This is a genomic window from Rhodococcus sp. K11/5, assembly GCF_055193735.1.
Window position 1 is genome coordinate 1,861,446 of the sequence record NZ_CM143721.1, and the last position, 25,890, is coordinate 1,887,335.

General features: G+C 67.6%; 19 protein-coding genes and 1 riboswitch. Of the genes, 8 read left to right on the plus strand and 11 right to left on the minus strand.

Translation table 11 applies throughout. The features are described 5' to 3' along the window. The first annotated feature begins 106 nt into the window (after nt 1-106). Nucleotides 107-3,406 carry an error-prone DNA polymerase gene (locus ACY466_RS08985; RefSeq protein ID WP_463251778.1) on the plus strand — a complete coding sequence of 1,100 codons (3,300 nt, stop codon included), beginning with the start codon at nt 107-109 and terminating at the stop codon, nt 3,404-3,406. A gap of 64 nt (nt 3,407-3,470) precedes the next feature. Here the strand turns inward: ACY466_RS08985 and ACY466_RS08990 are convergent, their stop codons facing one another. Continuing rightward, a complete protein-coding gene (locus ACY466_RS08990; protein ID WP_463251780.1) occupies nt 3,471-5,306 on the minus strand; it encodes an HNH endonuclease signature motif containing protein in 1,836 nt (611 codons plus the stop codon). Nucleotides 5,307-5,447: 141 nt separating this feature from the next. On the opposite strand from ACY466_RS08990, the gene ACY466_RS08995 reads away from it, so the two are divergent. Then, nucleotides 5,448-6,329 (plus strand): DUF4349 domain-containing protein, encoded by an 882-nt coding sequence (locus tag ACY466_RS08995; RefSeq protein WP_463251782.1) that lies wholly within the window; start codon nt 5,448-5,450, stop codon nt 6,327-6,329. On the opposite strand, the gene ACY466_RS09000 is transcribed toward ACY466_RS08995, so the two are convergent. After that, entirely contained in the window at nt 6,302-6,766 is a 465-nt protein-coding gene (locus ACY466_RS09000) for a tRNA (cytidine(34)-2'-O)-methyltransferase (RefSeq protein WP_463251784.1), read from the minus strand. The two genes, ACY466_RS08995 and ACY466_RS09000, sit on opposite strands and share 28 nt — an antisense overlap. A 54-nt stretch (nt 6,767-6,820) precedes the next feature. On the opposite strand from ACY466_RS09000, the gene ACY466_RS09005 reads away from it, so the two are divergent. Further along, nucleotides 6,821-7,684, plus strand: a complete 864-nt coding sequence (locus ACY466_RS09005; RefSeq protein ID WP_463251786.1) for a bifunctional methylenetetrahydrofolate dehydrogenase/methenyltetrahydrofolate cyclohydrolase — start codon at nt 6,821-6,823, stop codon at nt 7,682-7,684. Further along, complete coding sequence (locus tag ACY466_RS09010; protein ID WP_463251788.1) at nt 7,681-7,959, plus strand: DUF3017 domain-containing protein; 279 nt, start codon at nt 7,681-7,683, stop codon at nt 7,957-7,959. The genes ACY466_RS09005 and ACY466_RS09010 overlap by 4 nt, the downstream gene beginning before the upstream one ends. 52 nt (nt 7,960-8,011) lie before the next feature. On the opposite strand, the gene metX is transcribed toward ACY466_RS09010, so the two are convergent. From metX to ACY466_RS09050, 8 genes are all read right to left on the minus strand, one after another. Continuing rightward, nucleotides 8,012-9,157 carry a homoserine O-acetyltransferase MetX gene (gene metX, locus ACY466_RS09015; RefSeq protein WP_463252196.1) on the minus strand — a complete coding sequence of 382 codons (1,146 nt, stop codon included), beginning with the start codon at nt 9,155-9,157 and terminating at the stop codon, nt 8,012-8,014. Then, nucleotides 9,151-10,491 carry a bifunctional o-acetylhomoserine/o-acetylserine sulfhydrylase gene (locus ACY466_RS09020; protein ID WP_463251790.1) on the minus strand — a complete coding sequence of 447 codons (1,341 nt, stop codon included), beginning with the start codon at nt 10,489-10,491 and terminating at the stop codon, nt 9,151-9,153. The genes metX and ACY466_RS09020 overlap by 7 nt, the downstream gene beginning before the upstream one ends. Before the next feature lie 252 nt (nt 10,492-10,743). After that, a riboswitch (SAM riboswitch) is annotated at nt 10,744-10,865 on the minus strand. 71 nt (nt 10,866-10,936) lie between these two features. Next, a complete protein-coding gene (locus tag ACY466_RS09025) occupies nt 10,937-11,890 on the minus strand; it encodes a hypothetical protein (protein WP_463251792.1) in 954 nt (317 codons plus the stop codon). Then, a complete protein-coding gene (gene sbnA / locus ACY466_RS09030; protein WP_463251794.1) occupies nt 11,887-12,903 on the minus strand; it encodes a 2,3-diaminopropionate biosynthesis protein SbnA in 1,017 nt (338 codons plus the stop codon). Before sbnA ends, ACY466_RS09025 begins: the two co-directional genes overlap by 4 nt. A gap of 41 nt (nt 12,904-12,944) precedes the next feature. Beyond that, nucleotides 12,945-13,982: a 2,3-diaminopropionate biosynthesis protein SbnB gene (gene sbnB / locus ACY466_RS09035; RefSeq protein ID WP_463251797.1), complete on the minus strand. Its 1,038-nt coding sequence runs from the start codon at nt 13,980-13,982 to the stop codon at nt 12,945-12,947. Next, the gene (locus ACY466_RS09040) at nt 13,979-14,899 is read right to left on the minus strand and encodes a TauD/TfdA family dioxygenase (protein ID WP_463251799.1); all 921 of its coding nucleotides are present in this window, start codon (nt 14,897-14,899) and stop codon (nt 13,979-13,981) included. The genes sbnB and ACY466_RS09040 overlap by 4 nt, the downstream gene beginning before the upstream one ends. 122 nt (nt 14,900-15,021) lie before the next feature. Continuing rightward, nucleotides 15,022-19,443, minus strand: coding sequence for a Pls/PosA family non-ribosomal peptide synthetase (locus tag ACY466_RS09045; RefSeq protein ID WP_463251801.1), 4,422 nt, complete (start codon nt 19,441-19,443; stop codon nt 15,022-15,024). Further along, entirely contained in the window at nt 19,325-19,753 is a 429-nt protein-coding gene (locus ACY466_RS09050; protein ID WP_463252197.1) for an acyl carrier protein, read from the minus strand. The genes ACY466_RS09045 and ACY466_RS09050 overlap by 119 nt, the downstream gene beginning before the upstream one ends. A gap of 576 nt (nt 19,754-20,329) precedes the next feature. Here ACY466_RS09050 and ACY466_RS09055 point away from each other — a divergent pair. From ACY466_RS09055 to yhjD, 4 genes are read left to right on the plus strand one after another with little or no spacing between them, the layout of a single operon-like run. Continuing rightward, the gene (locus tag ACY466_RS09055; RefSeq protein ID WP_463252198.1) at nt 20,330-21,469 is read left to right on the plus strand and encodes an MFS transporter; all 1,140 of its coding nucleotides are present in this window, start codon (nt 20,330-20,332) and stop codon (nt 21,467-21,469) included. A 44-nt stretch (nt 21,470-21,513) separates the two neighbouring features. Further along, nucleotides 21,514-22,308, plus strand: coding sequence for an exodeoxyribonuclease III (locus ACY466_RS09060; RefSeq protein WP_463251803.1), 795 nt, complete (start codon nt 21,514-21,516; stop codon nt 22,306-22,308). Between the two features lie 51 nt (nt 22,309-22,359). Next, nucleotides 22,360-23,388 carry a tryptophan--tRNA ligase gene (trpS, locus tag ACY466_RS09065; protein WP_463251805.1) on the plus strand — a complete coding sequence of 343 codons (1,029 nt, stop codon included), beginning with the start codon at nt 22,360-22,362 and terminating at the stop codon, nt 23,386-23,388. A 5-nt stretch (nt 23,389-23,393) separates the two neighbouring features. Further along, complete coding sequence (gene yhjD, locus ACY466_RS09070) at nt 23,394-24,416, plus strand: inner membrane protein YhjD (protein ID WP_463251807.1); 1,023 nt, start codon at nt 23,394-23,396, stop codon at nt 24,414-24,416. 25 nt (nt 24,417-24,441) lie between these two features. Here the strand turns inward: yhjD and ACY466_RS09075 are convergent, their stop codons facing one another. Then, a complete protein-coding gene (locus ACY466_RS09075) occupies nt 24,442-25,794 on the minus strand; it encodes a D-alanyl-D-alanine carboxypeptidase family protein (RefSeq protein ID WP_463251809.1) in 1,353 nt (450 codons plus the stop codon). Nucleotides 25,795-25,890: the final 96 nt, after the last annotated feature.

Genomic DNA, 25,890 nt, shown 5'->3' on the forward strand with positions numbered 1-25,890 from the left:
GACGAAGTTTGGTCAGGTTCCAGCAATTCGCTTGTTCGACGAACGTATGTTCGAATAAGTAGGGCTCGGGAACGAGCCTCGAACGACGGCGAAAGGGGTGGGGTCGGTGTCGTGGAACGACGGTCCTCCCACGTGGTCCGAGATGGAACGGGTGCTGTCCGGACGGCCCCGGGTCGTGGACCCGCTGGTCGGTGACGGAGGAGACAGCCCGGCCTGGTCGCGCAAGCGCGAAGCGTACGTCGGGGCGATCGAGCGCCCGCCGAGCGCGGTTCCGTATGCGGAACTGCACGCCCATTCGGCGTTCAGTTTCCTCGATGGGGCGTCGCAGCCCGAGGAGATGGTGGAGGAGGCGGCGCGTCTGGGACTGGACGCGATCGCTCTTACCGATCACGACGGAATGTACGGGGTCGTCCGTTTCGCCGAGGCGGCGCGCGAACTGGGTATGAAGACGGTGTTCGGAGCCGAGCTGTCCCTGGGGCCCGGCGACGGGACCGTGGCGGGCCCCCGCACAGGTGCTCCCGACCCGGCCGGCACCCATCTGCTGGTGATCGCGCGCGGTCAGGAGGGGTATCGGCGCCTGTCCCGTCGGATCGCGGCGGCACATCTCGCCGGAGAGGAGAAGGGCAAGCCGATCTACGATTACGACGAGTTGACCGCTGCCGCCGAGGGGCACTGGCAGATTCTCACCGGATGCCGCAAAGGCAGTGTGCGACAGGCGTTGACGCAGGGTGGTGTCGCGGCCGCCGAGAACGCGCTCGGTGATCTGGTCGAGCGCTTCGGTGCGCGGCGGGTCTCGGTGGAACTCACCGACCACTGCACGGCGGAGGACGACGAGCGCAACGATGCGTTGTTCGAGATCGCCACTCGTGTCGGCGTGCAGGTGATCGCCACCACCGCAGCACATTTCGCGAGACCGGAGCGTCGGCGGTTGGCGATGGCGATGGCCGCGGTCCGGGCCCGACGCAGCCTCGACGACGCGTCGGGATGGCTTCCGCCGCTGGGTGGCACCCATCTGCGCTCGGGGGCGGAGATGGCTCGGATGTTCGAGCGCTATCCGGGTGCCGTTGCCGGTGCGGCCGCGCTGGGAGCGGACTGCGCGTTCGATCTCCAGCTCATCGCGCCCCAGTTGCCCCCGTTCGACGTTCCCTCCGGCCATACCGAGATCACCTGGCTGCGTGAGTTGACGATGGTGGGGGCCGCTCGCCGGTACGGTCGCCGTGAGGACGAGCCGGCGGCCTACGCTCAGATCGAGCACGAGTTGGCGACCATCACCGAGCTCGATTTTCCCGGCTACTTCCTGGTGGTCCACGACATCGTCGATTTCTGCAAGAGCCGTCGAATCCTCTGTCAGGGTCGAGGATCCGCGGCCAACTCCGCGGTGTGCTACGCCATCGGGATCACCAACGTCGATCCGGTACGCAACGGGCTGCTGTTCGAACGATTTCTGTCCGTGGAGCGGGACGGGCCGCCGGACATCGACGTCGACATCGAGTCGGATCGCCGCGAAGAGGCCATCCAACACGTCTACGCGAAGTACGGGCGGGATTACGCGGCGCAGGTCGCGAACGTGATCACCTATCGGGGCAAGTCGTCGGTTCGCGACATGGCGCGCGCACTCGGAGCCTCGCAGGGTCAACAGGATGCGTGGAGCAAGCAGATCACTCGGTGGTCGGGAATCGATCGGAACACCGACGAGGTGACCGGGATTCCGGAGCCTGTCCTGGATCTCGCGGCGCAGATCGAGAACTTTCCGCGTCATCTCGGAATTCACTCCGGGGGCATGGTGATCTGCGACCGGCCCATTGCCGACGTGTGCCCGGTGGAATGGGCCCGCATGGAGGGGCGAACTGTCCTGCAATGGGACAAGGACGATTGTGCCGCAGTGGGACTGGTCAAATTCGACATGCTCGGACTCGGCATGTTGTCGGCGCTGCGCTACATGATCGACCTCGTCGACGAGCACAAGGGGCTCACCGTCGATCTCGCCGAACTCGATCTCGGCGAGCCCGCCGTGTACGAGATGCTCCAGCGCGCCGATTCCGTCGGTGTCTTCCAGGTCGAGTCGCGGGCCCAGATGGCCACACTGCCACGGCTCAAACCGCGAGAGTTCTACGACCTGGTGGTGGAGGTCGCACTCATCAGACCCGGTCCCATTCAGGGTAATTCGGTGCACCCCTACGTCCGTCGACGCAACGGTCTGGAGCCGGTGACCTTCGACCACCCCTCGTTGGAGCGAGCGCTCGAGCGCACCCTCGGGGTGCCGCTCTTCCAGGAGCAGCTGATGCAGATGGCCGTGGACGTGGCCGGCTTCTCGGCGACCGAGGCCGACCAGTTGCGACGGGCCATGGGTTCGAAACGAAGCCCGGAGAAGATGAACCAGCTTCGTCAGCGGTTCTACGACGGGATGAAGAAGCTGCACGGTATCGAGGGGACGAAGGCGGACCGCATCTTCGACAAGCTGTATGCCTTCGCGAATTTCGGTTTTCCCGAGAGTCATTCGCAGAGTTTCGCGTCCCTGGTGTTCTATTCGTCGTGGTTCAAACTCCACCATCCGGCGGTGTTCTGCGCCGGTCTGCTCCGTGCTCAACCCATGGGCTTCTATTCGCCGCAGTCCCTCGTGGCCGATGCCCGACGGCACGGGGTGACCGTGCACGGTCCGGACGTGTCGCGAAGCCTCGCCCACGCGACCGTCGAAGCGGGCGGTATGGATGTGCGGCTGGGATTGGCCGAGGTGCGGGGCATCGGGACGGATCTGGCGGAGCAGATCGTGCGCGTTCGAGACGAGGGTGGCCCGTTCACATCGTTGCTCGATCTTACCGGGCGGGTGGAGCTTTCGGTACCGAGGGCGGAGTCCTTGGCGACGGCCGGTGCCCTGACCTGCTTCGGAGTGACGCGTCGGGAGGCCCTCTGGGCTGCCGGTGCCGCGGCGGGGGAGCGGCCCGACCGACTGCCGGGGCTGGGCGCGTCCGTACGAGCGCCGTCGCTGCCCGGCATGAGTTCGTGGGAATTGGCGGCGGCCGACATCTGGGCAACCGGAGTGTCGGCCGACAGCTATCCCACGCAGTTCCTGCGGAAGCAGTTGGACGAGATGGGCGTGGTTCCTGCCGACGGGCTGCTGGCGGTGGCGAACGGGGATCGAGTGTTGGTGGCAGGAGCCGTGACCCATCGTCAGCGTCCCGCGACTGCCGCCGGGGTCACGTTCATCAACCTCGAGGACGAGACGGGCATGATCAACGTGGTGTGCTCGGTGGGGTTGTGGGCCAAGTACCGCAGTCTGGCGCAGCTGTCGCAAGCGCTGTTCATTCGCGGAATCGTCCAGAACGCCGAGGGGGTGGTGACCTTGGTCGCCGATCGTCTCGATCCTCTCGATCTTCGAGTACTGCTGCGGTCCAGAGACTTTCGGTAGGTAGCACGAAGGACCCGATCACGTGCTCATGATCGGGTCGGCTCGTGACCTGTGCTCGGCCGAGCTACTCGAGGAAGTATCTCTCGGGGAAGAAGTAGTGGTTGGGTCGCCCGCGTCGGTCGGGGTCGAGGACGGCCGGTGGGTGCCACAGGGTCAGGCCGGCGTGGCGGTGTCCGGCGGGGGCTCTGGTGGTGGCCCACTGGTTGGGGGCGGTGCCGATGAGGCGGTGGTGCATCGGGCAGGCGAGGGTGAGGGTGTCGATGTCGGTGTAGCCGCCGTCGGCCCACTCGTGGGTGTGGTGGGCCTGGGTTCTCATGGCGGGTCGGGTGCAGCCGGGGAAGGTGCAGCCGCGTTCGCGGGCGAACAGGGCCAGACGCTGATCGGTGCTGGCGCAGCGTTTGCTGCGCAGTAGTTGCAGGGTGCGGCCGGAGGCGTCGTCGAACACCGCGAGGTACGGGTGCGAGGCCGACGCCAGTCGGATGAGGTCGCCGATGGACAGGGTGGTGCCGGTGGTGGGGGCGAGTCCGGCGGCGGCGGTGAGTTCGTCGATGCCGATGGTGGCGACGACGGTGGTGGGAAAGCCCCGGTGGGTGCCGAGGGTGCCGGAGGCCAGCACTTCTGCGAGGAGGTGTTTGAGGGCGTCGTGGCGTCGTTGCCCACCGGTGCGGAAATCCCGGCCGGCGCGATCCGCAGCAGCAGGGTCGGAGGCAGACTTCTCCCCTGGTACGGCCTCGGGGGTACCCGAGGCCCAGTCCAGGTCCAGCTCGAGGTCGAGGGTGGCGTCGTGACCGGCTCCGGCGTAGTCGGCGGCGTCGAGATCGTCGACAGGGCTGTCGACGTCGTCATCGTCGGTCTCGGCGGCGTCGTCAGGCACGGCAGGGCCGGCGGAGTCGTCAGCGTCGTCCATATCGCCCGCAGCGTCATCGACATCAGCGCGATCGGCGTCGGTTGCGGTCTCGTCGTCCGCGCCGTTCGCGCCGTCCGCGTCCGCGTCCGGTGTCTGTGTGGGGGGTTCGGCGGCGCCGGCCGGGAACCTCACCCCGTCGGTACCGGCATCGTCCTCGCCGGGCATGCAACGCCCCGGAGTGGACAGCGCCTCGAACGCCACCTCGAGCATCGCCCGCAGATGCGCATCGACACAGAAACTGCCCGTCGACATCCCGTCCACCCCCTGCGGGTCGAACCGGATGAACCGCTTCCGCGCGGCATCGTGGTCGTCGGGGGCGGCGCCGTCGGGGTCGAGCAACTCCAGGATCCGCTTCGCCGCCACCGCCAACTCGTCCGGGCGCACCCACCGGGCCAGGTCCACCAACTGCTTCTCCGCCTGATCACGCTGCCCCGGGTCCGTGCGAGCGGGCAGATCCCGATGGAACTTGCGGATCACCGCCACGTGCCCCGGATCGAGGACTCCTTCGCGGGAGGCTGCGGCGACGTGGGGCATCCGCGGGTCCACCGGATCGCCCGTCAGCGTCGTCCGGTCCGCGAGGTCGGCCGCGACGTGCAGGCGCAGGGCGGCATTGCGGGGAGTGACGCGCAGCAGATGCGCCAACGCCGACGGCGCACCCCCGGATCCCAGGGCGCCGACGACGTCGTCGAACCCGCCGCGTTCGACGACCTCGTGCAACCAGGTGTGCGAGGCCCCCACCAGGGTGCGGATCACCGTCTCCGCCCGCACCAGTACCGCGCGGGTGTCCGCGGCGGGCAGCGACCACGAATCGAGCGCCGCCACCGCCGACACCGCGGCTTCGAGGTCGGCGATCACCGCACCCGCCGCCGGGTCGGAGATCGCCGTCGACACCACCGGAACACCAGCAGCAGAACCAGCAGCATCGGAATCACCGGCAGCCGAGCCGTCCGGGCACGGCGAGGCCGGCGCCTCAGCCTCGGCTGCGTCGCTCACCCCCTGATCCTGCGGACCCCCCGGTTCCATACGTCCAGAGTAACCGACATATCGAACAAGTGTTCGATTACTTACTCCGAACGTAAAGGGTGCAGTTTGTGTCGAGGAACAACTCCATTCTGGCTGGCTAGCATGCACGTCATGCGAACACGATTGCTGGTGACGCTCTCGATTCTCGGCGCTCTTTTCCTGGCCGGATGCGCGGAGAACGAACCGGATCTGGGTCCGGGCACGGCCGTCGACGTCGTGGAACAACCAGGAACCGAAGCGATGCTCGATTCGGTCGGCCCCGCCGACGCACCCGCGCGCGGCCAGTTCTCGACGTCGGAGTCCTCGCGGCAGGACGTCGTCAACGGATTCCTCGCTGTCACCGTGGACGAACCGCAGGAAGTGGCCGACCGCGCTCAGGATGCGGTGAGTACACGAGGTGGCCGAGTCGATTCCCGGACGGACTCCCCGGCGGTCGAGGATCAGATCGCATCGAGCTCGCTGACACTGCGCATCCCGGTGGACGAACTCGACGCGACCCTGGTGGAACTCCGGGATCTCGGCACCGTGACGTCGTCGAGCCTCGATCGATCCGACGTGACGATGCAGAGCCAGGATCTCTCGGCTCGAATCGCGGCGCTGCAGGCAACCGTCGACCGGTTCCGAGAACTCCTCACCACAGCCGCGGACACCGCGGACCTCATCGCCATCGAAACGGCGTTGTCGGATCGACAGGGAGAACTCGACAGCCTGCGTTCCCAACAGCAATCGCTCGACGACCGGATCGAACTGGCGACGATCACGCTGCAACTCACGGCCACCGACCCCGACGAGGTGTCGTCCGGGGGAGTGACCGGCGCGATCGTGGACGGATGGAACGCGCTGCTGAGTGCTCTGGGCGCCGGGGTTCTCTTCATCGCCGCCGCGCTGCCCTGGCTCGCGTTCGTCGCCGTGCTGGTGGGAATCGTGATCGTCGTCCGAAAGATTCGGCGCCGCAGGGCGAAGGGTCAGACGCCGCCGGCGAAGCCGAGCTGACGCCACGCCTCGTAGACGACGACCGAGGCCGCATTGGCCAGGTTCATCGAGCGTCGTCCCTCGAGCATCGGAATGCGGATGCGATCGGTGACGCGAGGATCGTCGAGTACTTCGGGAGCCAGTCCGGTGGGCTCGGGACCGAACAGCAACACGTCCCCTTCCCGGTACTCGATCGAGGCGTAGGACGTCGTGGCGTGCGTGGTGAACGCGAACACCCGATCGGGTGCCAGCGCCTCCCACGCGGTCGCGAGGTCCGGGTGAACGGTCACCGAGGCCAGATCGTGGTAATCCAGCCCGGCTCGGCGCAGTTTCGGTTCGGACAGATCGAACCCGAGCGGCTCGATCAGATGCAGTTCGCAGCCGGTCCCGGCAACCAGACGTATGGCGTTGCCGGTGTTCTGCGGAATCCGGGGTTCATGAAACATCAGTCGAAACACCGCTTCACCCTGCCATGCGCCGCCGACGGACGCGGACGTGGGAAACTGGCCCCCGTGACCGCAACGCGACTGGACGGAAAGATCACCCGCGACGAGATGTTCGTGGACCTCACCGCGCGGGTCTCCGCGCTCCGGGAGAAAGGCATCGTCCCGGGACTGGGCACAGTCCTGGTGGGCGACGATCCCGGATCCGCCGCTTACGTCCGTGGCAAGCACAACGACTGCGCCAAGGTGGGAATCCACTCGATCCGCAAAGATCTGCCCGCGGATGTCACCTCGGACGAACTGGACGCGGTCATCGACGAACTGAATGCCGATCCCGCGTGCACCGGGTACATCGTGCAACTGCCTCTGCCGAAACATCTCGACGAGAACCGCGCCCTCGAGCGGGTGGATCCCGCCAAGGACGCCGACGGCTTGCACCCGGTGAACCTCGGACGTCTGGTTCTCGGAAAGGAATCGACGCTGCCGTGTACGCCGCGCGGGATCGTGCATCTCCTTCGGCGCTACGACGTTCCCATCGCCGGGGCGCACGTGGTTGTCGTGGGCCGCGGGGTCACGGTGGGGCGTCCGATGGGTCTCATTCTGACCCGACGCTCCGAGAACGCCACGGTCACCCTGTGCCACACGGGAACTCGTGACCTCGCGGCCGAGGTGCGTCGCGCCGACATCGTGATCGCCGGCGCCGGCGTTCCGAACCTGATCACCGCCGACATGGTCAAGCCCGGTGCGGCCGTCGTCGATGTCGGGGTCTCGCGGACCGACGACGGACTCCGCGGAGACATCGCGGCCGACGTCGCCGAGGTCGCCGGATTCCTGTCCCCGAATCCCGGCGGAGTCGGGCCCCTCACGCGTGCGTTCCTGTTGAGCAATGTGGTCGAGAGCGCCGAACGAGCAACGGCGACGAGCGGACGATGACGCGGGACGCGATTCGCCGCAGCCTGCCGATGATCGCCGTGGTGGTGGTCATCGCGGCGGCCGTCGTGCTGGTTCTCGCGGACCGGTGGCGACGCGGGGCGTTCGTCTTCGGCCTCGCCACCCTGCTCGCGGCCGCGTGCCGTTTGTTCCTGAGCACCGAACGCGTCGGGCTTCTGGCCGTGCGGTCGCGGATGTTCGACACCCTGTCGCTCGCCGCGGTCGGCGGAGCCGTCGTGTGGCTCGCGGTGTCGATCGACCCGCTGGGCACCGACTGACGGGTTCGATACCCGGACCCGAGTTACCGACCCGACCGACGGGTCCGGCGGGTCAGCCGATCGAGTCGGTCGCCAGATCCATCGTGGCCAGCAACATCGCCGCGACCGGCTCCGGCTCGGTCAGAAATCCGTCATGACCGTCCCTCGAGGAGATGATTCGCAGACCGTCGCAGGTCGGAATCAGGTCGGCGATCTCCTGCTGCTGACGCAGCGGATAGAGCCGGTCGGAATCGACCCCACCTACCACCGTCGGCACCGTGACCGATCGCAACGCCTGCTCGATTCCGCCGCGGCCACGACCGACGTCGTGCCGGTTCATCGCCTCGGTGAGCAGAACGTACGTCGCCGCGTCGAATCGACCGACCAGCTTGTCGGCCTGATGCTCGAGGTAGCTCTGGACCGAGTAGCGACCGCCGGCCAACGCATCCTCGCCCACCTGGGACGAGTTCCCGAACCGCGCGTCGAGTTCGTGTTCCGTGCGATACGTCAGGTGCGCGATGCGACGGGCGATCTTTAAGCCGGTCAGGGGCTCGACACCGGCGTCGAAGTAGTCCCCGCCCCGCCAGTCCGGATCGCCGGTGATGGCGGCCATCTGCGTGGTCTGCGTCCCGATCTGATCCGCGGACGCCCGCGCGCCGACCGCCAACACCAGGCCCGACGCGACCCTGGCGGGATGTCCGACGAGCCATTCGAGTGTCCGCATGCCCCCCATGGATCCACCGACGACCGCCGCGAAGCGATCGATGCCGAGCACATCGGCCACCATCGTCTCGGCCGTGACCTGATCCCGAATGGAGATGGCGGGGAAGCGGGAGCCCCACGCTCGGCCGTCGGGTGCGAGCGACGAGGGGCCGGTGGTGCCGCGGCACCCACCGAGGACGTTGGTGGCCATCACGCACCAACGGTCGGTGTCGAGAGGGAGGCCGGAACCGACCAAGCCGGTCCACCAACCCGGCGACGGGTGATCCGGTCCGGCCGGGCCCGTGAGGTGGGAGTCGCCGGTGAGCGCATGTTCGACGAGCACCACGTTGTCGCGCCCGGGCGACAGCGCCCCCCAACGCTGAACGGCCACGGTGACGTCGGAGATCACGTCGCCGTTCTCCAGCGGCACATCACCGATGTGCACCGAGCCCACTCGCCCGTCCGGCGGCGGAAGCGCCGACGAACGGGCGAACGATGGGGTGTCGAGTATCAAGATGCGGCCCGGAAACCCTTCTCCAGATCGGCGACGATGTCGTCGATACCCTCGATCCCGACGGCGAGCCGCACGAGGCCGGGAGTGACCCCGGACGCGATCTGCTCGTCGGGCGTCAACTGCGAGTGCGTCGTCGACGCGGGATGTATCACAAGAGAACGCACGTCCCCGATATTAGCGACATGGCTGTGCAGTTCGAGCGCATCGACGAAGCGTTTGCCCGCATCCAGGCCTCCGGCCAGCTCGAACGCCACGATGGCGCCGGTCCCGCGCGGGGCGATGTCCTGTCCGCGGCGGTACCACGGCGACGATTCGAGGCCGGCGTAGTTCACCGATGTCACATCGTCACGGCCTTCGAGGTACGTCGCGACGGCGGTGGCGTTCTGCACATGCCGCTCCATGCGCAGGCTGAGTGTCTCGATGCCCTGACTGATGAGAAAAGCGTTGAACGGGGACACGGCCGCACCGATGTCGCGCAACAGCTGTACCCGCGCCTTCAGCGCGAAAGCCGGTGCGCCGAGGTCGGCGAACACGACGCCGTGATAGCTCGGATCGGGGGTGGTGAAGTTCGGGTGACGTCCCTGCGTCCAGTCGAACGTGCCACCGTCGACGATCACTCCGGCGACGGCTGTGCCGTGGCCGCCGAGGTACTTGGTCGCGGAGTGCACCACGATGTCCGCGCCGTGCTCGAGCGGCCGGATCAGATACGGCGTCGCGACCGTGTTGTCGACGATCAGCGGCACACCGTTGTCGTGGGCGACCGCAGAGACCCCTGGAATGTCGAAGATGTCGTTCTTGGGATTGGAGATCGTCTCGCCGTAGAACGCTTTCGTTTTCGGCGTGACGGCGGCGCGCCACTGGTCGAGATCATCGGGATCGTCGACGAACGTCGTGGTGATGCCCATCTTCGGCAGGGTGTAGTGGAACAGGTTGTACGTGCCGCCGTAGAGCCTGGGGCTCGAGACAATGTGATCTCCGGCTTCCGCGAGGTTCAGAATCGCGAGCGTCTCCGCGGCCTGACCCGACGCGAGCATCAACGCCGCCACGCCGCCCTCGAGGGCGGCGATGCGCTGTTCCACGACGTCCTGGGTGGGGTTCATGATGCGGGTGTAGATGTTGCCCGGCTCGGCGAGACCGAACAGCGCGGCCGCGTGGTCGGTGTTGTCGAACGTGTACGAGGTGGTCTGGTAGATCGGCAGAGCACGGGCATGGGTGGTGGAGTCGGCGACCTGACCGACGTGGACCTGCCGGGTTTCGAAGCTCCAGTTGAGCGCGGGATCGTCGACGGGGGCGCCGACTTCGTTCACGAGTTCGGCGTCGTTCGGGGTATCGGTCATGACGGTTCTGTGTCCTCTGCTGGTGGTCGAACAGAGCCCGATCGAGTCGGTGACCATGCGGTGCGCGGACCCGGTCGGCGCGTGCTGCGTCGTGGGTCGGACACGCCCGAGATCACGGAGTCGGGTCGGGCACGAGGGAAGTGGTCGGGGCCTATCGCGAACAGCTACACACGTGGAAACCTCCGAGTGGCCGCGTCGGAAGCGGCCGGTCGGGGCCGAAGGATCGGCCCGGTCGGTGGGCCCGAGGTGACGGACCCGCGCTTGCTCTCGGCTGTCGTACTGCGCCGAGTAACCCGGTCATCACCCGGGGCACCCCACCGCGGTTGGAGGGTTGCCGGCCAGCAAGCCGGGGCTCGATGCTGGCGCTCATGACCTTGTCGAGAATGGTAGCGGGTCCGGGAAAAGGGGTGAACGAGTGCCTCGAATTCGTCCGCCGGGAGCCCGCTCAGGAGTGGTGCGGCACCGAGACGAGGCCGGGGTCCCAGCTGTCCGAAGGGTCGCGTGGAATGCGGCCCGTCCAGACGACGACGGCCTGCACCGCGCAGCCGAGTGCATTCAACCGTTCCACCGCGCCCGTGAGGTCGCGCCAGGTGGAGCGCGCGGTGTCCACGACGAGAAGGCAGGGGCGCGGCGTGGCAGACAGGGTGGTCACGGCGGCGAGGGACAGTTCGGTGGTCCGATACGTGTACAGCCGACCGGCGGATTCGTCGATGTTGCGGCCGGACCGGTGAGGGGGACTTCCGGGGGTCAGCTCGTGCAGGGTGCGCGGTCGACCGACGAGCGCCGAGGCCGCGGCGAGGTCCCGGCCGAGTTCGCAGTCGGCCGGGTGGCTGAGCTGAACGACAGTCAGGCTGTCGTGCTCCGAGACGCATCCGGCGATGTCGAGCAGTGCGAGCGCGAAAGTGGGCTCGTCGGGCCGGACCGTGGCCGCGGGGAGCCCCAGGCGATCGACGACGTCTTCCCCCGGAGCGAACTCGGTGAATCGGTCGCGCCCGTAGCGGACGACGGGGACCGCCACGGCCAGCACGACGAGAGCGGCCACCGACACCGCGACCGCATCGACGAGAGCTCGGACGTCGAGGGACCCACCCGAGAGCCCGACCGTCGACCCGAGCCGCATCAGCCCGAGCAGTAGCGACGCCGCCACGAGCACGCGTCGCCGACGCGCGAACGCCGCGACACCGGTGCGCAGTGCCGTCCCGCCACGCGGTCGTGCGGCCCGCCGGGACGGACGACCCGGGGGCTCGACCATTCGTTCGTCGGGCACGGGTGTCCGGGGCGCGGGTGTCCGGGGAACGGGTGTCTCGGAGACCGAGACGTCCGCCGGTTCCATGCGTGCGGCGAGTTCGCGGCCCGCCGCGCTCCACGGGGAGGGAACGAACGTGCCGATGCCCGTCATGCGCGAACCGGCAACGGCGACACCGAGACCGCACCGCGTTCGAGCAGGGCATCCGCACCGCGTTCGAGCAGGGCGTCCGCCCAGGGCGCCGTGTAGATGGTGTCGAGGTACCGCTCGCCGAGATCCGGCGCGATGGCGACCGCCCGCGGCATCGCAGCCAGGGAATCGGCCGGCCGGTGATCGGCCAGCCATCGGGCAGCGCCACTGACCACCGTTCCGGTGGAACCGCCGAAGAGAAAGCCGCGTGCGGCGAGGCGCCGACACATCCGCACCGTGTCCGCCTCCGGGACCATCACGACATCGTGGACGAGACTCTCGTCGAGCATCGATGGCCGGATACCGGTACCGAGGCCCGGAATCATCCGCACGCTGGGAGGTCCGCCGAACGTCACCGACCCGACGGTGTCGACCGCGACGATGCGGACGTCGCGGCCCGATCGAGCGAACCATCTTGCGCAGCCCATCAGAGTTCCCGTGGTTCCGGCGCCGATGAACACGACGTCGACGTCGGGGAACTGTCGAGCGATGGCGGGGGCGGTGCGCGCGAAGTGCGACTGCCAGTTGTTCTCGTTCTCGTACTGGTTCAGCCAGACGTACTTCGAATCCGACGCACACAGTGTGCGCACCCGGTCGATCCGCGCCCCGAGCAACCCGTGAACCGGATCCGGTTCGGTGATCACCTGCACCGACGCTCCCAGTGCCTCCATCGTCTGACGCGTGGAGCGGTTGCACCGGTTGTCGGTGATGCAGACGAATCCGTACCCCTTGCTCGCCGCGATGACGGCGAGAGCCACACCGAGATTGCCCGAGGACGATTCGACGAGCACCGATCCTTTCCGCAAGCGCCCGCCGCGTTCGGCTGCCTCGACCATCGCGAGTGCAGGCGTCAACTTGACCGAACCGGCGAAGTTGAAGCATTCGCATTTCAGAGCGAGAGGGAACTCGAACAGTGGCGACAGATCCACGAAGAGATCGTCCTCGTGGTACTCGTGCGGTGCGGAGATGACGGGCACAGGGATGTCCTGACGTCGGTGGGGTGACTGGGTGGATCGGATCAGCCGAATCGCGTGCGCTCGTGGAAGAAGTCGTCGATGACGAGCAGATCTCCCGAGTTCGTCACGGCGTCGTAGACGAAGGTGCCGACCGCGAGATCGAGAACGCCGAGACCGAAGGGAGAGAACACGATCGGCTTGTCGGCGGGCAACGTGACGGTGCCCTCCAGTACCTCGGGAAGGGTGCCGTCGACGAAATCTCTCGATCCTGAACGTAGTTCGGCGAGATGCGGTGAGGTGTTCGCCTTCAGGCAGTGCTCGACGTCGTCCACCACATTGGTCGAGGACAGGATGATCTCGGGGGAGAGATCACGGAGCGAGATGTGCAGAACGAGCGGATTGTGTGCGAACCACGACGCATCGTGAACGTGCGGTTCGCCCGCGTTGGTGGCGAACACGACGATCTCGCTGGCCTGGATCAACTCCCGCGCCGTCGCGTGGTGGGTGATGTCGACGTCGACTCCCGCGCTCTCGAGATAGCCGTGGAACCCGTCCATTCCGGCGGGAACGGCGTCGTGGAGACCGATCCGATCGAAGGACCACCCGGTGGCAGCGAGAAATCCGTGGATGTACCGGGCGATGAGACCCGTCCCGACGAATCCGATGCGTGTCGGCCGAGTCGGTCTGTCTCGGGTCAGCACATCCGCGGCGAGCGCGGCGGATGCCGCCGTCCTGGTTGCGCTGATGATGGAACTCTCCAGGCAGGCAAAGGGATACCCGGTCTCGACGTCGTTGAGAACGAGGACCGCCGACGCCCTCGGAATGCCGTTGTCCACATTGTCGGGGAAACTCGAGATCCATTTGATCCCGTCCACCGGCCGGGGTCCGGTCCCGATCGACGCAGGAAGCGCGATGATCCGTGAGCGCGGGCGGTCGGGGAAGCGAAGGAAGTACGACGGTGGGTTGACGGTGTCGCCCGATCCGTGTCGCCGATAGGTCTCCTCCACCAACGCCACGACGTCCGATTCGCGGCCGGTCAACGCAGACCGCACCTGTCCGCCCGAGATGACGGCGAACGTTCCGATCGTATCGGTGCTCATGTCCAGTTCTCCGATCCTTCGTGGCGCACGGGTCCTCCCATGCCGACGATGACGTCACGGTCACCCGAAAACGGGTCGCGGCCGTGAGCGGTACGAATGTTGTCGACGATCAACAGGTCGCCGGCCTGCCAGGGTTCGCGGACCGCGCACGCGTCGTATGCCGCCCCGATGGCATCGACCGTCTCGGCGTCGATCGGCTCACCGCTGCCGTACGCCGTGGTGAACGGCAGCGCCTCGGGCCCGCCGATGTCCAGAAGGAACTGCCGCACGTCCGGATCCATGCCCCATTCGCTGAGGAACGCCAGTTGGTTGAACCAGATCGGTTCGTCGTTCCCCGAGTGCCGGACCACTCCGGGCCGCACCTGCGAGGTGGTCAGCACGTCGCCTCGCCACTCCGCTCGTACAGCGTTGTTGCGGCAGTACTTCGCGAGGTCGGCCCGGTCTGCGGAGCCGAAGCATTCGGCTGCCGTCGATCCCACGTCACCGGTGAACGCTCGTCGGAGCATCCACCCTTCCCGGGCCACCCGCTCGACGAGAGCCGGTGGCAGCGCGTCGAGCACGGCACAGCCGTCGGCGATCGGGGTGGCACCGCCGTCGGTCGGCGCGACTCGGCAGGCGAAGACGACGAGTGACGGGAGGTCCAGCGCGTAACTCGTCTCGTTGTGCAGGCACATCCGTTGTCTCGCCGGCCAGTCCGTGGAGGAGTAGACGCCGTTGCCGAGGCGGCGACGCGCGGCGAAGGGCTCGCGTTCGGCCATGGATTCGCCGGCGATCGATCGCACGACGAACTCGACGTCCGCCGGGTTCGCCGGTGCGAGACCGCGGACCATCACGGCTCCCCGCTCGCCGACCGTTCGCTGCAGGTCGGAACGACGACGTGCGACCCACGCCCGGACATCGGTGTCGTCGGCGATCACGATCGGGGGCCGACCGGGATCCGATCGAACGTCGATCGCGCTCGCGTCTCGGACGGTCGTGTCGACAGCAGTCGTGCCGGTGGCAGTCGTACCAGTGGCTGTCGTACCAGTGGCAGTGGCAGTCATCGCGGGGGTCCTGTCACGTCGGCCGTGTCCGTACGGGCCACGCCGTTCGCGTGAACGACACCGGTGTCTCGCGGCGAGGGAGAGGTGGAGGGAAGCAGCCGCGCCAGTTCGGCGAGGGTGGGCGCCGACCTGACGTCCTCGATACCCACCGAATGATCCAGAGCGATCACCAGTTTGACTGCAGAGAGCGAGGTTCCGCCGTGGAGGGCGAAACTGTCCGTCGGGGCGATCGCGTCCGCTTCCACGCCCAACACTCGCGCCCAGACCTCGGCCAGACGTCGTTCCGCGGGTGACGTGGACGCTGCCGCGGCAACTTCGGGTGTCACCGATTGCGTGAGTGTGGCCGTGGCTCGTCGCGTCAGTGCGGCGCGGTCGATCTTGCTGTTTGCCGTCAGGGGCAGGGTCTCGCAGTGGTGCCATACCGACGGCACCATGTAGTGCGGCAGCAACGCGGCGATGTGGTCGCGAATCGTCCGCACCGCGATGGGTTCGGTGGAGGTGTAGAACGCGACGAGATGGTCACCGCCGTCCGCGGATTCGGCCACGACCACCGCGCCGTCGCGCACTCCGGGGACCTCGAGCAGGGCGTTCTCGATCTCACCGATCTCGATGCGGAAGCCGCGCACCTTGACCTGCGTGTCTCGTCGTCCGAGGAACTCGAGCTTGCCCTCCGGCAACCACCGTCCCAGATCTCCACTGCGGTAGAGCCGCTCGCCCGCGTGGAACGGATCTTCGAGGAATACCGCTGCGGTTCGCTCGGGGTCGTTGACGTAGCCGAGCCCGACGCAGACGCCGGAGAACACGATCTCGCCGTGAGACCCCAGGGGGACCGGCTCCAACTCGTCGTTCAGCACGTAGATCCGGGTATTGCCGATGGGTCGACCGAGTGGCACGCGGTCGCGCTCCGGAACCGAGTGCATGACCTCGTGATTGGTGTCGTCCGAGGTCTCGGTGAGTCCGTACGCGTTCACCAGCGCGACGGTCGGCAGCGTCGCGAAGAATCGTTCGGTGAGATCCTTCTTGACGGCTTCTCCGGTGACCGAAACGCAGCCGAGGTGGGGAAGTTCCCGCGGTGAGGATTCGAGATAGGCGAGGACCACGTCCAGGTAGGACGGAACCACCTGCAGGACGGACACTTCGGCGTCGACCACGCAGTCGACGAATCGTGCGACGTCGAGCAGCACATCCCCCGGTATCAGCACCGTGCGGCCGCCCACGAGCGGCCCGGCGACGAGCTGCCACAGGGAGATGTCGAAGCACTGCGGGGCGATCTGGGCGACGACGGCTCCGTCGCCGATCGACAGGTCGTCGATCTTCGCCGCGATGTGATTGACCATGCCGGAGTGAGCGCAGACCGCGCCCTTGGGCTGACCGGTGGACCCGGAGGTGAAATAGATGTACGCGGGGCTGTCCAGGGTGACCGGCGCACCGGACGAGCGGCCCGCCCAGTGGATTTCCTCGCCCTTCGTGAATCGGCCGAGCGGGTCCTCCAGGTCGATCACGGTCGCGTTCGCGCGAGCCGAGGCGTCGCGGACGGAGGTGGAGCCGGAACCCTCCACCGCTACGATCCTGCACTCCGCCCGCCGCAGGGTGGTCTCGATGCGCTCGGTCGGGAAGTGCGGTTCGATCGGCAGGTAGACCGCCCCGACTTCGAACACGGCGAGCACCGTCGCCAGCCAGCCGAGTGTGCGTTCGGTGGCGACGGCCACCACATCACCCGGATGCACGTGGCCCTCGACGAGGGTGTGTGCGACGCGGTTGGCGGCGGCCTGCAGTCGGCGGTAGGTCCACTCGGTGGTGCCGGAGACCGCGGCGACGGCATGGGGGTGTCGTCGAGCCCGATCGGCGAACTGCCGGTGAACGGGCAGCTCCGGCACCTCGACACGGCGAAACCACATCCCGGTGCGTTGCACCAGTAGTTCGGTGTCCGACAGGAGCGTGTTCGCGGTCCAGGCAGCGTCGAGATCGGCCGTCATCAGTTCGAGCGCTCGGAGGTGGTACCCCGCGAATCGGGCCGCCGCCTCCGACGACAGATGCTCGGTGCGATACCGCAGGGTCAGAGCATTGCCGTCGCCTGCGCACCCGACGGCGACGGCGACGGACGGGGGCAGAGACGTCGAGGAGGCGTTCTCCCCGACGAACATCGCGTTGGTGACCGGACCCACCTCGGCGACGGTCTCCATCGACTCGGGGGCCGGGGGACCGCCGTGCTCCCCGATCGCCTGCTCGGTGCGAGCGACGGCAACCAGGAGTTCGCGCCAGGTGTCGACGGCCGTTGCGGCGACGAACGGAACCGGAGTCTCGAGCGGATCGGTGCGAAACCGCGTGCACACCTCGTCCGCCCGAGTGACGGTGGCGAGAACCGCCACGTGCGCCGCCAGCACCAACGTGCGACGTGACACGTGCTCGATCTGGTCCAGGCCCGCGCGGAGGAACGGACCGAGATCGACGGTGAGGTCGGCGATCTCGGCCGCCGTTCCGGGTGGCGACCACGGGGGTACCGACGTCACCCCACCGCGAGCGAGGACTCCGGCCCAGAAAGCGCGCGCGGCGACCTCGGAGGAATCGTCACGGTCCGCGTTCGCAACCCCGACGTTCTCGAACCCGCCGTTCTCGCCCCCGGCGTTCGCGACCCCGACGTTCGCAACGTCGACGGTCGGCGCGACGAATGCAACGACGTGACCGTTCGATCGATCACGAACGTGATCCTGCCGGCCGACCCGGTTCGGACCGGCCGTGAGGTGCACCGCCGGATTCCCACCCCACTCGGAACCGTCCGGCACCTCCTCGCCCTTCATGAGGAAGCTGTCGGGTTCCAGACGCGCGTCGGCGCCGAGAACGGTTCCGTAGTGGACGAAGGCGCCCAGCCCGATGGTGCTGCGGTCGCCCAGGCGCACGCGGTCGGACTTGAAGGTGCCGTCCTCCTGCGAGTGGCACTGAATCACGCTGTGTCCGTTGAGCGTGACGTCGTCTCCGATGGTCACCAGCGTGCGTTCGGTGAGCGAGCATCCGTCGTCGAACACCCTCCGTCCGATGTCGACACCGAGCATGCGAGACACGAGATTCTTGAACGGCGTACCGCCCAGGGCCCGGTCCCAGTCGGGTACCACGAACTTCCAGTAACGTTCGTGCCGCCAGAAATCGGGGTGGTAGATCGAACAGAACCGGGGGCGGAGGCGACGAAAGCCGGCCCCGGCACGTTCGAGGACCACGAACCACACCGTGGTGAAGATCAGGAAGGCCAGAGCCTGACCGAGGAAGGCGAGAACGCCGAGGCGTGGAAGGGCGAGTGCCGTCAGAGTCGTCAGTACCGTCACGCCGAAGAAGTAGAACCAGCGCGCGAGGAGCGTCAGAACCATGCTCGTCCGGTTGTGTCGGTTCTTCGCCTGCAGCCGGCGATGCAACTCGGCGCCCTCGGTCCAGTGGTCGAACCGGTGGTCGCGTTCGACGGTCCGCGGAATCTCGAACGCCGGTGACCCGAGAAGACCCACGCCCGTCCTGAGGGGGCCGTCGACAGGCACCATCACCTTGGTGGCCAACAGGCAATCGTCGCCCGTACGACCGCTCGGCGGAAAGGCGATCCGATTACCGAGAAAACTGTTGGAGCCCAGCCGAACCGGTGAAATACGGAACGAGGTACTGGTGTATTCGGCATTCATGACCGAGAGACCGTCGGCGACCATCGTTCCGCTGCCCACGGATGTCGCGAACGGATTCTCCTGTTTCACCGCGGTACCGAAATTCGAACCGGTCTGCGCGACGTGATGGAGGCGGTATCCGATCCAGCGGAGATAATTCAGGACGTACGAGCTGTCACCGAAGAGAAACAGATAATATTTCACCGTCGTGAGGCGGGCGATGGTCCGAGCCGCGGTGTAGTGGATTCCGTACAGCGGATACGTCTTTCCCGGGCGCACCAGCGGCGCCAGCAGTCGCGGGACCACCGCGACGACCACGAGTCCGCCGACGAACACACCCGCGAACCACAGCGCCGAGATCTCGAGCGCCTCCAGGTAGAAGAAGGGTGACGCCGGTGACGCCGCGGCCGGATTCAGTTCGAAGTCCGGAATCATCGACAGCAGCACATCCGCACCGCCCACGAACAGCGGGAGGTAGAGGAACAGCAGCGAGAACATCTGGGCGGTCACGTAGCGCGCCCGGCGACGTCCGATGTCCACGGGTGTGGCGGGAAGCGCGAAATCGGACTCCGTTCGGGAGGCGGGCGACCCGGCCCACTGTTCTCCGTCGGGCACGCGCTGACCTGTGTGCAGGCTCGACTGGTGTCCCAATTGGGTGTCGTCACCCATCTCGGAATCGATGTCGACGACGGTCGCCTCGCTGATCAGTGCTCGCGGCCCGATCGTGACGGGCCCCGTTTCGACGACGCCGTCGGTCGCTCGGTAGCCGAGGAGGACCACCGCAGAACACGTATTGCGCGGTTCCGGCGCGGTGCTCGTTCTCGTCGACCGCAAGCGCGCCGACGACGGACGGTGCGCCGGGGTGCTCGGTATCGCCGCGCGTTTCGTCGACACCACCGACACCGTCGACAGCCGCGGCCAGGTCGCGCGCGGACGACGTGGCGTAGATATCGCGCATGGTCACAGGGGGAAGGTCCGAGTGGCGACGTACCCGGGCGCAGAACTTGGCCATGACCAACGAGTCGGCGCCGAGGTCGGAGAACCAGTGGGCGTCGACGTCCACGGACGGGAGATCGAGTACGTCGGCCAATATCTCCGCATAGCGAGACGCAGTGTCACCGAGACGAACGGCGTCATTGCCGTCGGATGACGCGATATCCACCTTCGAACCCCTGCAGACCGTTCTGCTCGACATGAGCGTCGACCACTCCGATTCGCCCGTCGCGGGCGTCGCGAGGCCGATTCCGTGTGTCGAATGCGGACACTTCCAAGGTTCGACCATGCCGTGCTTTCCCACGGGAAACCAGCCTCGGGTTTGTTTTTGGGAAACGTCCAAGGAGCGCGCCGGCGTTATGTAGGTCCGACCCGGCGGCAGCCGAGAGCACGGCCCTCCCTTCCGCGGGTCCGTGGCCGCGTCGGGTGCGCGAACTCACGGTCGTTCGATTGGCGAAAGACTCCCCGGCGGGTGGATGATGTCCTATTGCCGGACTGCGATCCGGATGACTCGGATCCGACTGAATCGATTCCGCCCGCTCCGTACGAAACGAGAAGTGAGACCGTGACCCCGCCCTCCGTGACCTTCGACTCCGACACGCTCGGACACGACGACATCCACGCGACCGATGCGGAACGTCGCGCCACCCGTACACGGCGTCGCCGGGCTGCGATGTGGGCGCTCGCGCTCGGCGGCTTCGGCATCGGTACCACCGAATTCGTCGCGATGGGGCTGCTACCCGACATCGCGGTCGGCGTGGGCGTCACCGAACCGGTCGCCGGTCACGCCATCTCCGCCTACGCGCTCGGCGTGGTCGTCGGTGCGCCCACCATCGCGGCCCTCGCCGCTCGCGTCGAGCGCCGAAAGCTGCTCCTGGCGCTGATGGTCGCGTTCACGCTCGGCAACCTCGCCACCGTGTTCGCACCCGGTTACTCCGAACTCCTCGCCGCGCGGTTCGTCGCCGGACTTCCCCACGGCGCCTACTTCGGCGTGGCTGCGCTCGTCGCCGCGCATCTCGCCGAACCGGGTCGGCGCGCGAAGGCCGTCGCGACCGTGATGCTCGGCTTGTCCATCGCCAACGTCGTCGGGGTTCCGTTCGCCTCGTGGGTGGGTCAGACCGCCGGGTGGCGTTCGGCGTTCGCGCTGGTCGTCCTGATCGGCCTCGCCACCATCCTCGCGATCTGGCGGCTCGTGCCGCCGCTGCGGGGGATGGCGATCACCAATCCGCTCACCGAGCTCGGTGCGCTGCGTCGCTCGCAGGTGTGGATGACCCTCGTGTTCGGCATGGTCGGGTTCGGCGGCATGTTCGCCGTCTACACATACATCGCATCGACCCTGACCGAGGTGTCGGGCATGTCGCGCGCCGCGATTCCCCTGGCCCTCGCCGTCTACGGCAGCGGCATGGTGGCGGGCAACATCCTCGGCGGCCGGCTCGCGGACCGCGCGCTGATTCCCGGACTGTTCGTGTCGATCTTCGCGGTCATCGCGTCGTTGCTGGGGTTCGTGCTGTTCGCGGCCACCCCGGTCGGCGCGCTCACCTTCGTCTTCCTGATCGGAATGTCGGGTTCGATGCTGGTGCCCGGACTACAGACGCGGCTCATGGACGTGGCCGGTGACGCGCAGACCCTCGCCGCGACTCTCAACCACGCGGCGCTGAACCTGGCCAACGCCGCCGGTGCCTGGATCGGCGGCGTCGTGATCGCGGCCGGCTTCGGCTACACCGCACCGGCACTCGCCGGTGCCGGCTTGGCGGTCCTGGGCCTGTTCGTCCTGATGTTCGCGGTCGCGCTGGAGCGTCGGCGTCCGGTCTGACGCAGCCGCCGAGGGTGTCGGTGGAGTTCGCTACCGTGCTCCGCGTGCCTCACATCATCACCACGGTCAACGTCAACGGAGTTCGCGCGGCGGCTCGCAAAGGAATGCTTGGATGGATCGAGTCCTCCCGTGCCGATGTCATCTGTCTGCAGGAGACGCGGGCGACGGACGACGAACTCCTGGGTGCCCTCGGCCCCGCTCTGGGGCAGGGGTGGAACCTGGTGTCGGCCGAGCCGTCGGAGAAAAGTCGCAACGGGGTTGCGGTGCTGTCGCGCACGCCGCCGTCGTCGCACGAGGTCGGCATCGGCGATCCGGAGTTCGACGACGCCGGCCGGTTCCTGTCCGCCACGTTCGACGATCTCACCGTCGCGAGTCTGTATCTGCCGTCCGGCGAGGTCGGCACGGAGCGGCAGGAGTCGAAGGAACGATTCATGAGCGCGTTGGCGGACCGGCTCCGCGCGGCGCGGGCATCGGGATCGCCGGTCGTGGTGTGTGGGGACTGGAACATCGCCCACACCGAGCGAGACCTGAAGAACTGGAAGGCGAACCGCACCAAGTCGGGGTTCCTCGAGACCGAACGCGCCTGGCTGGACCGGATCATCGGCGTCGATGCGCCGTGGGTCGACGTGATGCGCGCACTGCACCCCGATCAGGACGGCCCGTACTCCTGGTGGTCGTACCGCGGTAAGGCCTTCGACAACGATGCGGGGTGGCGCATCGACTACCAGGTCGCCACCCCGGATCTGGCGGCACGCGCCGAGACCGCCGTCGTCGAGCGGGCCGAGTCCTACGACCAGCGGTGGTCGGACCACGCACCCGTGACCGTGGCCTACCGCTGACCCGGATCGGCCGTCTCGAGTGCCGTGCCCGCTGTGGAAGGATTACCCACCATGTCCACTGCGCCTGCCGATCGTCCGCGCGATCGCGTTCTGTCCGGCATTCAGCCGACCGCCGATTCGTATCACCTCGGAAACTTTCTCGGCGCGGTGCGGAACTGGGTGACTTTGCAGGACGAGTTCGACGCCTTCTATTTCATTCCGGATCTGCACGCCATCACCGTTCCGCAGGACCCGAAGAAGCTGCGCGCGCGCACGCTCCGAGGTGCAGCCCAGCTGTTGGCCGTGGGTATCGATCCGGCGAAGTCGACGCTGTTCGTCCAGTCGCAGGTTCCCGAACACGCACAGTTGGCGTGGGTGTTGAACTGCATCACCGGCTTCGGCGAAGCGGGTCGGATGACGCAGTTCAAGGACAAATCGACCAAGCAGGGCAGCGAGCAGACCAGCGTCGGCCTCTTCACCTATCCGGTACTCCAGGCGGCGGACATCCTGCTCTACCGCCCGGCGCTGGTGCCGGTCGGCGAGGACCAACGCCAGCATCTCGAGCTGACCCGTGATCTCGCGCAACGCTTCAACACCCGCTTCAAGAAGACGTTCGTCGTCCCCGAAGCGCACATCGTCACCGGCGCCGCGAAGATCTACGACCTGCAGGACCCGACGGCCAAGATGAGCAAGTCCGGATCCTCGGAAGCCGGCCGCATCGATCTGCTCGACGATCCCACCGTGTCCGCCAAGAAGATTCGGTCTGCGGTGACCGACAACGAGCGCGAGATCCGCTTCGACACCGAAGCGAAGCCGGGCGTGAGCAACCTGCTGACCATCCAGTCCGCACTGACCGGAACCCCGATCCCGACGCTCGTCGACGGGTACGAGGGTCGGGGATACGGCGACCTGAAGAACGACACCGCCGACGCCCTCGCCGAGTTCGTGACGCCGCTGCGTGCGGCCTTCGACCAGTACATGAACGATCCGGCCGAGTTGGATCGAATACTGAACGACGGCGCGGACCGGGCACGCTCGGTCGCGTCCGCCACCCTCGCGCAGGTCTACGAGCGCGTCGGTTTTCTGCGACCGAAAGGCTGACGGACATGCCCGATATCGCCGGCGCCGTGGCGCAGAAGCGCCGTGACTGGACCTGGTTCGACCACCTCGCTCGGGCGGGTGCTCGGTACCAGGGGCAGAAGGGCGACTACTACGCCGCCGGAATCACCTACTTCAGCGTGTTGGCTCTGTTCCCGTTGCTGATGGTGGCGTTCGCGGTGGTCGGCTTCGTTCTCAGCTCGCGCCCGGACCTGCTGACCGAACTGCAGACCCAGATCGCGGACAACGTGCCGGGAAGCTTCGGTGGCACCATCAACGATCTGGTGGAATCGGCCGTCGCCTCGCGCACCAGCGTCGGTCTCATCGGACTCGTCGGCGCGCTGTACGCAGGCCTGGGATGGACGGCGAATCTGCGCGAGGCGTTGACCGCCATGTGGGAGCGCCAGCACGAGCGCGGCAGCTTCCTCGCCACCAAGGTCAAGGATCTGGGTGCGCTGCTCGGTCTCGGTCTCGCCCTGGTGATCTCCCTCGGATTGTCTGCTCTCGCCAGCGGTTCCGTGGTTCCGGCGCTACTCGACTTCTTCGGCGTCGACGGCATCCCGGGAATCGGAATTCTGGTCCGCGTGGTGTCGATTCTCCTGGCTCTCACGGCCACGTGGGCGCTGTTCGCCTGGGTGATCGCGCGGTTGCCGCGCGAGCCCGTCACGGTTCGCAGCGCCGCCCGCGCTGCGCTGATGGCCGCCGTAGTGTTCGAGATCTTCAAGCAGCTCGGTGCGGTCTACCTCGAGAGTGTGACGTCCGGACCCGCAGGAGTGGCGTTCGGTCCGATCATCGGCATTCTGGTGTTCGCGTTCACCACGTCCCGGTTGCTGCTCTTCAGCACCGCGTGGGCGGCCACGGCTCAGGAGAATCTCCAGCAGCAGGCCACTCCGGTGCCCGACGGAGCCGTCATCGCCCCGCGCGTGGAGGTACGTGAAGGACTCTCACCCGCCGGTGCGGCCGCGCTGATCGGAGCCGGGGTTCTGACCGCCATCGGTATCAACGGCGTTCGCGACCGGTTCCGGCGCTGATCGGCCGATAGGCGGCGGCACGCGCTCAGCCGCGGGACAGCTTGCGCGCCCACAGGACGAGTCCGACGACCACGATCAGTCCGAGCACACCGACGCCGACGCGCACCGCGAGATCGCTCTCGTCGTCGGCGGATCCGGCCGACCGTGCGGACGGGACGGAGCCGGTGGTCGGGGACGTCGTGGTCGGGGGAGCCGTGGTGGGGGTGGCGGAGCCGGTGGTCGTCTCGGTCGCCGACCCCGGATCGACGAGCTCTCCGACGGCGGCGGAATCGGGTGCGGCGAAGCCGAAGTCGAGCAGGCGTGCGGCCTGCTCCCACGGCCGGATGGGGAGAACGTCCGCGTCGAGCAGGGTGACCACGAGCCGACGACCGTTGCGTTCGGCGGCTCCGACGAACGTCTGTCTCGCGTTGTCGGTGTATCCGTTCTTGCCACCGATCGCGCCGGGGTAGTTGTACAGAAGCTGGTTGTCGTTGCTCAGCGTGAATCCCGGCCGGTCCTCGTTGACCGGCTGCGTCGGATCCACCCCGATGCCGGGGTTGCCCTCGATCGCCGGATTCTCCGGACGCGACGGATCCCGCGGGTAGCCGGGGAACTCCACGGATTCGGTGGTCACCAGCTCGCGGAACACGGGCTGCTCCATCGCAGCGCGGAAGATCAGCGCGAGGTCGTACGCCGAACTGGACATTCCGGGGGCATCCAGACCCGACGGTGTCGCGGCCCTGGTGTCGAGTGCCCCGAGATCGTCGGCTTTCGCGTTCATCTTCTCGAGCGTGGCCTCGACACCACCGAGTTGGGTCGACAGCGCCTGCGCCGCATCGTTGCCCGACGCCATCACCAGGCCCTGCATGAGCTGGCGCACGGTGTAGACGCCCCCTTCGCCGATACCGACGGCGCTGCCGATGATGTTCGCTTCCTCGGCGGTCGCCACGACGGAACGGTCGAGGTCGAGTTCGTCGAGTACCACCAGGGCGAGCAGGACCTTGATCGTGCTGGCGGGCCGGTAGCGACCGTGCGGGTCCTTGGCCGCGACGACCGCCCCGGAGTCGAGGTCGCTCACCGTCCACGACGTCGCCGAGATGTCGTCCGGGACGGGCGGGGTTCCGTCCGCCGCGACGACGCCGCAGGCAGCGAGTCGAGGACCGCCGACCGGATCGGCCGGGACCGGCAGGGGAGCGGGTGCGGCCCGGCCCGGTTCCGGCACCTCGGACGCGTCGACGGCGGGCGGTGGGACGTCGCGATGCGGGCACGCGTCGGTGCTGGGGGTAGCGAACGGCGTGCTGGTCGGTGGGGGGAGCGGCTGCGCGAGAGCGGGGGTCGCGGTGAGCAGCAGGGCTCCGGCGGCGGCAGCGGCGGCGGCCGCGCGTCGATACGTCGTCATCGAGATCGAGCCTAGATGCTGCCCGAACACCACAGCCGCACCGATCCGGCGTTCGAGAACGCGGACCGGGTGCGGCTGTGGATGTGGGGGGTGGCG

Bases quoted from the DNA above. Each gene is read 5' to 3' on its own strand.
- ACY466_RS09055 (WP_463252198.1), top strand. From the start codon at position 20,330: ATGTGGGCGCTCGCGCTCGGCGGCTTCGGCATCGGTACCACCGAATTC.
- yhjD (WP_463251807.1), top strand. From the start codon at position 23,394: ATGCCCGATATCGCCGGCGCCGTGGCGCAGAAGCGCCGTGACTGGACC.
- ACY466_RS09025 (WP_463251792.1), bottom strand. From the start codon at position 11,890: ATGACGGGCATCGGCACGTTCGTTCCCTCCCCGTGGAGCGCGGCGGGC.
- ACY466_RS09020 (WP_463251790.1), bottom strand. From the start codon at position 10,491: ATGACCGATACCCCGAACGACGCCGAACTCGTGAACGAAGTCGGCGCC.
- ACY466_RS08995 (WP_463251782.1), top strand. From the start codon at position 5,448: ATGCGAACACGATTGCTGGTGACGCTCTCGATTCTCGGCGCTCTTTTC.
- sbnB (WP_463251797.1), bottom strand. From the start codon at position 13,982: ATGAGCACCGATACGATCGGAACGTTCGCCGTCATCTCGGGCGGACAG.
- ACY466_RS09010 (WP_463251788.1), top strand. From the start codon at position 7,681: ATGACGCGGGACGCGATTCGCCGCAGCCTGCCGATGATCGCCGTGGTG.
- trpS (WP_463251805.1), top strand. From the start codon at position 22,360: ATGTCCACTGCGCCTGCCGATCGTCCGCGCGATCGCGTTCTGTCCGGC.
- ACY466_RS09075 (WP_463251809.1), bottom strand. From the start codon at position 25,794: ATGACGACGTATCGACGCGCGGCCGCCGCCGCTGCCGCCGCCGGAGCC.